The 9708-nt window shown below is 70.9% G+C and carries 13 protein-coding genes; all 13 read left to right on the forward strand.

The genetic code is table 11. The annotated features are described in order from the left end of the window. Positions 1-60: 60 nt before the first annotated feature. The 13 genes from rsmD (at position 61) to AB0K15_RS44860 (ending at position 9594) form a co-directional block, all read left to right on the forward strand. Entirely contained in the window at positions 61-627 is a 567-nt protein-coding gene (gene rsmD, locus AB0K15_RS44800; RefSeq protein ID WP_364066622.1) for a 16S rRNA (guanine(966)-N(2))-methyltransferase RsmD, read from the forward strand. Positions 628-679: 52 nt separating this feature from the next. Continuing rightward, a complete protein-coding gene (coaD, locus tag AB0K15_RS44805) occupies positions 680-1162 on the forward strand; it encodes a pantetheine-phosphate adenylyltransferase (RefSeq protein WP_364066626.1) in 483 nt (160 codons plus the stop codon). A gap of 283 nt (positions 1163-1445) precedes the next feature. Next, positions 1446-2159 carry a ribonuclease domain-containing protein gene (locus AB0K15_RS44810; protein ID WP_364066628.1) on the forward strand — a complete coding sequence of 238 codons (714 nt, stop codon included), beginning with the start codon at positions 1446-1448 and terminating at the stop codon, positions 2157-2159. 170 nt (positions 2160-2329) lie between these two features. Further along, positions 2330-3058 carry a DivIVA domain-containing protein gene (locus AB0K15_RS44815; protein ID WP_364066630.1) on the forward strand — a complete coding sequence of 243 codons (729 nt, stop codon included), beginning with the start codon at positions 2330-2332 and terminating at the stop codon, positions 3056-3058. Positions 3059-3126: 68 nt separating this feature from the next. Beyond that, entirely contained in the window at positions 3127-3744 is a 618-nt protein-coding gene (locus AB0K15_RS44820; RefSeq protein ID WP_364066632.1) for a YceD family protein, read from the forward strand. A gap of 75 nt (positions 3745-3819) precedes the next feature. Then, positions 3820-4002 carry a 50S ribosomal protein L32 gene (rpmF, locus tag AB0K15_RS44825; protein WP_220237671.1) on the forward strand — a complete coding sequence of 61 codons (183 nt, stop codon included), beginning with the start codon at positions 3820-3822 and terminating at the stop codon, positions 4000-4002. 14 nt (positions 4003-4016) lie between these two features. After that, positions 4017-4772, forward strand: a complete 756-nt coding sequence (rnc, locus tag AB0K15_RS44830; protein WP_364066635.1) for a ribonuclease III — start codon at positions 4017-4019, stop codon at positions 4770-4772. A gap of 48 nt (positions 4773-4820) precedes the next feature. Beyond that, entirely contained in the window at positions 4821-5684 is an 864-nt protein-coding gene (gene mutM / locus AB0K15_RS44835) for a bifunctional DNA-formamidopyrimidine glycosylase/DNA-(apurinic or apyrimidinic site) lyase (RefSeq protein ID WP_364066637.1), read from the forward strand. A 51-nt stretch (positions 5685-5735) separates the two neighbouring features. Continuing rightward, entirely contained in the window at positions 5736-6167 is a 432-nt protein-coding gene (locus tag AB0K15_RS44840; protein WP_220237674.1) for a helix-turn-helix domain-containing protein, read from the forward strand. 3 nt (positions 6168-6170) lie between these two features. Beyond that, positions 6171-6713 (forward strand): hypothetical protein, encoded by a 543-nt coding sequence (locus AB0K15_RS44845; RefSeq protein WP_364066639.1) that lies wholly within the window; start codon positions 6171-6173, stop codon positions 6711-6713. Continuing rightward, entirely contained in the window at positions 6710-7906 is a 1197-nt protein-coding gene (locus AB0K15_RS44850) for an MAB_1171c family putative transporter (protein WP_364066641.1), read from the forward strand. Before AB0K15_RS44845 ends, AB0K15_RS44850 begins: the two co-directional genes overlap by 4 nt. Positions 7907-8008: 102 nt before the next feature. Next, positions 8009-8332, forward strand: coding sequence for a PadR family transcriptional regulator (locus AB0K15_RS44855; RefSeq protein WP_220237677.1), 324 nt, complete (start codon positions 8009-8011; stop codon positions 8330-8332). Continuing rightward, positions 8329-9594, forward strand: coding sequence for a hypothetical protein (locus tag AB0K15_RS44860; protein ID WP_364066643.1), 1266 nt, complete (start codon positions 8329-8331; stop codon positions 9592-9594). Before AB0K15_RS44855 ends, AB0K15_RS44860 begins: the two co-directional genes overlap by 4 nt. Positions 9595-9708 lie beyond the last annotated feature (114 nt).

Here is a 9708-nt window from a genome sequence, read left to right on the forward strand (position 1 = left end):
GCGCGAGGTTCAGCAAGTCCTGCCCAACGCCACACCGCGACGTTCGGCGAAGATGGCTGGGTGACGAGGATCGTGGCGGGGAAGGCGGGCGGCCGGCGGCTCAAGGTGCCACCCAAGGGGACCCGCCCGACGTCGGAACGCGTGCGCGAAGCCCTGTTCAACGCGCTCGAAGTGGCCGGTGAGCTCGACGGCACCCGCGTGCTCGACCTCTACGCCGGCTCCGGCGCCCTCGGCCTCGAAGCCCTCTCCCGCGGCGCCGCCGATGCCTGGTTCGTGGAGGCCGACCGCCGCGCGGCCGAGGTGCTCCGCGGCAACGTCGGCGCGCTGGGCCTGGGCGGCACCGTCCGTGCCGCGCCCGTCGAGGCCGTGGTCGCCGCGCCCGCGCCCGCCCGGTTCGACGTGGTGCTGGCCGATCCGCCGTACGCCGTGGACGCCGCCGCGCTCGGGTCCGTGCTGGCCGCGCTCGACGAAGGCGGCTGGCTCGCCGACGGCGCCCTGGTGGTGATCGAACGCGCGGCTCGCGACGGCGCGCCCGACTGGCCCGGCGCCTACACGCCCACGCGCGACAAGAAGTACGGCGACACCGCCCTGCACTGGGCCGAGTACACGCGTCGATCGCAGGTGTGACGCAGCAGTCACGAAGTGCGCGCGCAGCGTCGCGGCTTGGTAGCGTCCGCGCATGCGGCGTGCGGTCTGTCCCGGTTCCTACGATCCGGCCACCAACGGACACCTCGACATCATCGAGCGGGCCTCCCTCCTCTTCGACGAGGTAGTGGTCGCAGTGGGGGTGAACAAGAGCAAGAAGGGCCTCTTCAGCGTCGAGGAACGGCTGGAGATGCTGCGCGAGATCACGGCGAACCTCCCCAATGTGCGCGTGGACTCGTGGCAGGGCCTGCTCGTGGACTACTGCCGCGAGAACGACATCGCGGCCGTCGCCAAGGGCCTGCGCTCGGTCAGCGACTTCGACTACGAGCTGCAGATGGCCCAGATGAACCGCGAGCTCACCGGTCTCGAGACGCTGCTGATGGCCAACAACCCGGCCTACGGCTTCGTCTCCAGCTCGCTGGTGAAGGAGGTCGCTGCGCTGGGTGGCGACGTCGAACGGCTCGTGCCGCCCGTGGTGTTCGAACGGCTTCGCAAGGTGTTCCCGCACCAGGGCTGAGTGCGTTCCCGGACACGGGACGTTCGGACTTGATCAAGGTCTGCGGCGCTCGCGGCCAAGCGCCGGTTCGCCTTCGGGCAAGGGTCGCTAACGAGGTCCGTCGAGTTCCGCACGGGCCGGGCCCGTTTCCGGTCCGCCGACGAACCACAACCGAGCGGTTTCGCACGTTCACCCGGCGCATTCGCCCGAACGGGTTGCGACCATCGTCGGGACTTCGGGGAACGCTCGAAGCTGTTCACTTGACGGCAGCCTCGCGACCATCCGATCGGGTTACGGTCCGAAAATGGCCAACCACCGTTCGCGCTTAGCGACCGTCCTGTTCGCGTTGCTGGTCGGATTCCTCGGGCTGGGCCCCGCCGCGGTCGCGGCGCCCGCTGCCCCGGCGGCGCCGGCGTCCGTGCTGCAGAACTCCTGCGGCAACCTGTCGGGCTTCTCGCACACGTCGCTGTCCTCGCTCCCCGCGGAGGCGACGACGACCTACAACCTGATCCAGAAGGGCGGGCCCTTCCCGTACCCGAAGAACGACGGCGTCGTCTTCGACAACCGTGAGGGCATCCTGCCGTCCTGCTCCTCCGGCTACTACCACGAGTACACCGTGCCCACGCCGGGTGCGAGCAACCGCGGCACGCGCCGGATCATCACCGGCCAGGGCGGCGAGTACTTCTACACCGGCGACCACTACGAGACCTTCAAGGTCATCGACGTCAACGGCGGCGGTGGCGGCGACACCGGCTCCTGCGGCGACCTCTCGGGCCTGGCGAAGATCGGCTACTCCACCCTGTCCTCGGCTGCGAAGTCGGTCGTGAACCAGGTGCGCAGCGGTGCGACCGGCCAGACCTACGAGAACCGCGAGGGCGTGCTGCCGGCCTGCGCCGCGGGCTACTACCAGCTGTTCCCGGTGGGCACGAACGACCGCGTGATCAAGGGCAAGGGCGGCGAGCTGGCCTACACGCCGGACCGCTACTCGACCTTCAAGCGCATCGACCTCAACTCCTGAACTCCCCGACGCGCCCCGTGCCGTCCCACCCGCGCCGGGTGGGACGGCACGCTGCGTCATGAGCCGTTCGCAAGAGGACACGCCCAGTCCGGCGCGCGTTCACCGGTTAAGGCCGGCAAGCGGGCAGACTGATCGGTAGCGAACGGGGATTACTGCTTGAGGGAGTGGCCGTGTACCGGGTTTTCGAGGCACTCGACGAGCTCGTCACGATCGTCGAAGAGGCCCGCGGGGTGCCCATGACGTCCAGCTGCGTCGTGCCGCGCGGCGACGTCCTCGAGCTGCTCGACGACGTCCGCGACGCGCTGCCCGGCGAGGTCGACGACGCCCAGGACGTGCTCGACAAGCGCGACGACCTGCTGCACGCCGCCCGCAAGGAAGCCGGCGAGACGGTGGCCGGCGCCAACGAAGAGGCCGAGCGCACGGTGTCCGACGCTGCGTCGGAGGCCGAGCGGATCCTCGCGGACGCGCGCGCCCGCGCCGAGCAGATGATGGGCGACGCCCACAACGAGGCCGAGCGCATGGTCGCCGCCGGGCAGGCCGAGTACCAGAACCTCACCGACCGTTCCCGCGCCGAGTCCGAGCGCATGATCCAGGCCGGCCGCGACGCCTACGAGCGCGCCATCGAGGACGCCCGCGTCGAGCAGGCGCGGCTCGTCTCGCAGACCGAGGTGGTCCAGGCCGCGCACGCCGAGTCGGCCCGCATCGTCGACGAGGCCCACGCCGAGGCCGACCGCCAGCGCGCGGACTGCGACGCGTACGTGGACGGCAAGCTCGCCGAGTTCTCGGAGCTGCTCGCGACCACGCTGCGCACCGTCGACTCGGGCCGCAACCACCTGCGTTCACCGGTGAACCTGGGCGGCAACGGCGGCCGCCCGACGCTGTACGACTACCAGGTCTGAGCCCCCGCCGGAGTGACGCTCGGCACCAGCGCGAAAGCACTGGCGCACCCTGCGTACCCTGGTATGCGATGTCAGAGAACCCCGCCCAGAACACCCGCCCCGCACAGCTCGACGACAAGAGCCCGTGGGTGGTCGACACCCGTGAGCTCGGCCGCCACGCCGGCCTGAGCCGCGAGGTGCGCCGGAGCGTGCCGCTCGAGGCCGCCCTCGGTGTGCCCGACGTCATCGAGCTCGAAGCCGGCTCCGTCCTCGAGCTCGACCTGCTCCTCGAATCCGTGGTCGAGGGTGTGCTGGTCAGCGGCACCGCGCGCGCCACCGCCACCGGCACGTGCTCGCGCTGCCTCGACCCCCTCACCGAGGAGATCGAGGTCGACCTCACCGAGCTGTTCGCCTACCCCGGTTCGGCCACGGAGGAGACCACCGACGAGGACGAAATCCCGCGGCTGGTCGACGACCGGATCGACCTCGAGCCGATCGTCCGCGACGCCGTGGTCCTGGCGCTTCCCCTCGTGCCGCTGTGCGAGGAGGACTGCGCCGGACTGTGCACCGAATGCGGCGTCAAGTGGGCCGATCTCGAGCCCGGACACGGGCATGAGAAGATAGACCCTCGGTGGGCCGCGCTGGTCGAGCGATTCGACGAGAACGCGGGCGAAAAGCCTGCGCACGGCTCCGGAGAGCAAGCCTGACGAGCGTCCAGCTCGATCCGGGAGAAGTCAGTTCGGCTCGTGAACGCGGGCAGACAGTCTGAAGGAGATCTACTCGTGGCCGTCCCGAAGCGGAAGATGTCGCGATCCAACACGCGCGCGCGCCGCAGCCAGTGGAAGGCGGCTCCGGTTCAGCTGGTGCCCTGCTCCAACCGCGCCTGCCGTCAGCCGAAGCTGCAGCACATCGCGTGCCCGACGTGCGGCCAGCACAACGGCCGCCAGGTCGTCGAGCCCGCCTGATCGGGCAGCCGACCATGGGGGGTAAGTCCGCCGGGGGACCCGCGGCCGATCCCACGACACTGCTCGAGGCGCTCGGGGTCGAATTCGACCCCGAGCTCCTTCGGCTTTCGCTGACCCACCGCTCGTACGCGTACGAGAACGGTGGGCTCCCGCCCAACGAGAGGCTGGAGTTCCTCGGCGACGCGGTGCTCGGCCTGGTCGTCACGGACCACCTGTACACCACGCACCCGGACCTGCCGGAAGGCCAGCTCGCGAAGCTGCGCGCCAGCGTCGTCAACATGCACGCGCTGGCGGGCGTCGCCCGCGGGCTGGGCGAGGGCGGGCTCGGGGCGCACCTGTTGCTGGGCAAGGGCGAAGAGCTCACCGGCGGCCGGGACAAGGCGAGCATCCTCGCCGACGGTCTCGAAGCCGTGATCGGTGCCACGTACTTGGCCCACGGCATCGAGGTCGCGCGCAAGCTCGTGCACCACCTCTTCGACGGCCTGCTGGCCGAGGCGCCCCTGCGCGGGGCCGGCCTCGACTGGAAGACCAGCCTGCAGGAGCTCACGGCTTCCTCCGGCCTCGGCGTGCCCGAGTACCGCGTGGAGGACACCGGTCCGGACCACCGCAAGGAGTTCACCGCCACGGTGCTCGTCGCGGGCCGTCCTCTGGGCACCGGCGCCGGCACCACGAAGAAGGAAGCCGAGCAGAAGGCCGCCGAAACGGCGTGGCGCGCCCTCTCCGAAGAGCTGGGTGACGGCTCCGACGGTTCGGCCAAGTCCGAAGGCTGACGCCGCGCCGGTCCGGAACTGTCGTACCGGACGGGCAGAATGGACGCCATGCCCGAACTTCCCGAGGTCGAGGTCGTGCGCGCCGGCCTCGAGGCCCACGTGGCCGGCCGCGCCGTCAGCAAGGTCGAGGTCCTGCACCCGCGCGCGATCCGCAGGCACGCCCTCGGTGCCGAAGACTTCACCGGCCGCCTGGCCGGAGTCGTGATCGAAGCCGCGCGCCGGCGCGGCAAGTACCTGTGGCTCGAGCTGTCGCACGGTGAGGCCGTGCTCGCGCACCTCGGCATGAGCGGCCAGATGCTGGTGCAGCCGGAAGGCACGCCCGACGAGAAGCACCTGCGCGTCCGCATCCGCTTCGACGACGACGGTCCGGAGCTGCGGTTCGTGGACCAGCGCACGTTCGGCGGCCTCGCGCTCGACGATCTGGCCGACGTCGAGGGCGACCTGCTGCCCGCCACCATCGCCCACATCGCCCGCGACCCGATGGACGCGCGGTTCGACCCGGCCGCCGCCGTGAAGGCGTTGCGCTCGCGGCGCACCGAGGTCAAGCGCGCGCTGCTGGACCAGACCCTCGTGTCCGGCGTCGGCAACATCTACGCCGACGAAGCCTTGTGGCGCACCAAGTTGCACGGCACCCGGCCCGCCGACAAGCTCACCAACGCCCAGGGGAGCGCGCTGCTGGCCGCCGCCGGTGAGGTGATGAGCGCCGCGCTGGCCGTGGGCGGCACGTCCTTCGATGCCTTGTACGTCAACGTAAACGGGCAATCCGGGTACTTTTCCCGATCTCTCGACGCATACGGCCAGGAAGGGCTACCGTGCCGCCGGTGCGGAACGGCGATCCGGCGGGAACCGTTCATGAACCGGTCGTCCTACTCCTGCCCGAAGTGCCAGCCGCGGCCCCGCAGCTCGCGTTGATGCGTCTGTCGAGGCGATCAACTAGGATGAACGCGGCGGAAGAGGAGCAGGATGACGGAGCCGGACAGATCGTCACTGGCCGACAAGATCGACCAGCTGTTCCACGTCGTGCGCCGGCCCGACCGCGAGCAATACAGCCACGAGGAAGTCGCCCGCGCGTGCCGTGAGGCGACGGGGGAGAGCTTCTCCACCACGTACCTCTGGCAGCTGCGCACCGGGCGTCGCGACAACCCCACGAAGCGTCATCTCGAGGCGCTCGCGCAGTTTTTCGGCGTTCCTCCGGCATACTTCTTCGACGACGAGCAGAGCGTGAAGATCGCGGAAGAGCTGGCGTTGCTCGGCGCCTTGCGCGACGCCGGTGTCCGCGACGTGGCACTGCGGGCCATCACGCTCTCGCCGGACGGGCTCGACACGATCAGCGACATGATCGACGCGATCGCCCGGAGGGAGGCCGCGCGAAGCGGCGTGAAGAAGGAGGACTGAGCGGTGGCGGACCGGCAGCGCGAGCTCTGGCGACGGTGCCGTCGCCGGGCCGAGGCGCCGGCGCTGCCCGAGCCCTTCGACGCCGCCGAGTTCGTGGCGGGCATCGCCGCCGGCCGCGGCCGGCCCATCGAGCTGATGCCGGTGAACGCGCCGTCCGGCGGACCCTGCGGCCTGTTGATGAGCACCGCGCGCGCCGACTACATCCTCTATCCCACCAACACCACGGCCCTGCACCGGCGCCACATCCTGCTGCACGAGGTGGGCCACCTGCTGTGCGGGCACGTCGGGTCCGACGCGGGTGCCGAAGGCGCGGCGATCGACACTGCCGTGAGCCGCGCGCTGATGCCGAACCTTTCGCCGGAACTGGTCCGCCGCGTGCTGGGGCGGACCACGTACTCCGCGGTGGAGGAGCAGGAAGCCGAGCTCGTGGCGTCCTTGCTCGCGCAGCGCGTGGCGAAGGTGCAGGCGCCGCGGCCGGAACCCGACAGCGGCATGGCCCGCATGGACGACATGTTCGGCGGCCGCTCGCGCCGCCGGATTCCGTGACCGAGACGCTGGCGTACCTGGCCTGCGTGCTCGGGTTCGCCGGCTTCGGCGTGAAGCTGCTCGAGGCCGGGCGCGACCAGCCGGCGCGCACGCTGTGGTTCCTCGCCGGCTTCGGCATCTGCATCGCGCTCGGCATCACCGACGGCATGCCGGCGATGGACGAGCTGGCCGGCCACCACCGCTGGTATGCCGAGTACGCGCCGCTGGCCGGCGACCTCGCGAAGTTCGGCGCGATCGGGTTCACGGTCGCGTTCACGCGCTCGATGCGCTTCGGCGCCGACGCGCGCCTGGGCCGGCACGCGGTCCTGTCGTGGTTCGTGATCGCCGTGGAGATCGTGCTGTTCACCCTGGCGGGCCCGGACCGCGCGGGTGACGAGACGGTCGTCGCCGTTCAACGGCGGCCGTTCCTGGTCGCGTACGAGCTGGTGTTCGTCGTGTATGGGGTGCTGAGCCTGACGCTCGTCGCCGTGTTCTTCGCGCGCTTCGCCACGCGCGCCCGCGCGGGTTCGCTTCGCACGGGGTTGTGGCTGATCTTCGCGGGCGTGGTCGCCGCGGTCGCGTGGACGCTGTGGGACCTCGACGACGTGGCCGCGCTCGTCTCGGATGGCCGCGTGGAGGCGACGGAGGACCTGCCGGCCGCGGTACTGGGGGCGGCGTGTGTGGTGCTCGCCGTGGCGGGCTCGACGTTGTCGGTGTGGGGGCCTTCGCTCGCCACGCCGTTCCGGTGGCTGCGCGCGTATCGCGGCTACCGTCGGATCGAGCCACTGTGGACGGTGCTGTGCGACGCCGTGCCGGGCATCGCCCTGGATCCGGCTCGTGGTCTGGGGCGTGGGGCGGAGTTCGCTCTGTACCGGCGCGTGATCGAGATCCGCGACGGGCACCTCGCGCTTCGGCCGTACTTCGACCCGGAGCTGCCCGCGCGGGTGGTGGACCGCGCCCGCCGCGACGGTGTGCCGACGCGCCGGGTGGCCGCGACCGTCGACGCCGCCACGCTCGCCGCCGCCCTCGTCGCGCGCGAAGCCGGCCACCGGTTCCAGCCCGACGACGCCGACGCGCCCGTGAGCCGGGCCGTGGCCGCCGATGTGAGTGCGGAGGCCGCGTGGCTCGTCGAGGTGACGCGCGCGTGGCGGCGCTCGGCTCTGGTGGCCGACGTGCGGCGCGAAACCCGGCGTGAGCTGGGCGTTCCGGTCTGATCTTCACCTTTTCGCGCGGGCGGTTTCTGCCGAACGGCCGTCTGCCGTGCGCACTACTGCGCAATGCGTGGTACCGTTCCAAGCGCAAGACTGGAGGGTGCCGTGGAGATCAGTCAGCTGCTCAAGGGAGTGCTGGACCTGGCGGTGCTGGCCGTGCTTCGCGAAGACGACGGGTATGGCTACGACGTACTCCGAAGACTTCGCGTGGCCGGCCTGGAGGAAGTGGGGGACGCTTCCGTCTACGGCACGTTGCGCCGGTTGTACAAGGCCGGGCTGCTGACGTCGTACGTCGTGCCGAGCGAAGAAGGCCCGCACCGCAAGTACTACAGCCTGAACGAGCCGGGGAGAGCGCGGCTGCAGGAGTCGGGGAAGACGTGGGCGAGTTTCGCGTCGACGATGAACGGGTTACTGGGAGAGGCCGCATGAGTACGGAGAAGCCCACCGCGGTGCGCGTGTACCTGGCGAGGGTCCGCACCGCGCTCGCCGATCTGCCCGCGGGGGAGATCGAGGAGATCCTGGAGGACGTCCGGCCGCACCTGGCCGAGATGGAAACCGAGCTGGGGGCCGACGCGCGCGTCGAGCAGCTCATCGAACGGCTGGGCTCGCCGGAGAGCTACGCGGCCGAGCTGCGCGCGTCCGGGGGTTATCCGCCGGCGCCCGCGGGGGCCGAAGGGGCGACGGCCGTGCTGGCTCCGGCGAAGGCCCCGAGCTTGTTCGCGGCCCGCTTTGCCTTGTGGGGCTTGGTGTTCTGCGCCGCGGGCTTCGCGTTGTTCGCGTTCGCGGCGGCGGTGAGTCTCGATCCGGACAGGTTGCTGGGGCTGCTGCTCCTGGCGCCGGTGTTCGCGTTGAGCTTGATTTTCCTGTTCAGCCGCGGGGTTTCGGCCGTGCTGGAGCTGCCCGAGGTCGTGCGGACGCGGGAGTCGGTGCGGTCGTGGCGCGCGAACCGCGAGGGCGACAAGGCGGTGGGGTACCTGCGCTCGCTGAAGCCGGCGTGGTGGGTGGTGTGCGCGGTGGCGCTGGTCGGGTTCGGCCTGCTGCTGATGGTGCGGCACTCGTACGCGGTGCTGCTGCTGCCGTTCCTCATCGCGGCCGCCGCGGCGGTGGTCTGGGCCGGCCCGAAGGTCGGCGGCGACCGGCGGCTGCTGTGGATCGCGGTGCCGGTATCGGCCTTCGTCATCGGCGGCGCGTTCGGCGGCTTCGGCGCGGCGATCGACCTGATCACGCACCGCACGTACTACCCGGACACGACGTCGTACTCGTCGCCGTCCACGGACACCTACGGCAACCAGCAGCTGCGGTACGGCGACGAGGACGTCGACAACGTCTACGCGTTCGACGCCTCCGGCAAGCCGCTCACGGACGTTTACCTGTACGACGACCAGGGCCGCCCGCTGACCGTCACGCGCTACGGCTGCGAACAGGACACCGGCACCCGCTCGAAGGTCGGCGAGGACAACCGGTTCCCGCGGCCGCAGCTCGTGCAGGGCGTGCAGGACGGCAATGGAAACCGGGATGGGTACAACGGCTACCTCGGGTATTGCCACGAGGAGCCTGGCGTGCCGTTCGCCGCGGCGATCCCGAAGCCGGCGACGCCGTCGAGTGCGCCTTCCAGCTCGCCCGCGAAGCCGACGTCGTCGGCCCCGGCGAAGACGACTTCGCCGACCAGTCCCGCTCCGCCGACGAGGTAGAGCGTGCGAGGGGCCGGGGGAGCAGAGGTCGGGGCTGCTCCCCCGGTTCTGACCTTGGGAAACGCGGATCGGGGCGTTGCGGAACGGCTGGTAGTTTTTGAGTCTGTTTTCGCT

It is taken from the genome of Amycolatopsis sp. NPDC049253 (assembly GCF_040678995.1).
Taxonomy (GTDB): Bacteria; Actinomycetota; Actinomycetes; order Mycobacteriales; family Pseudonocardiaceae; genus Amycolatopsis.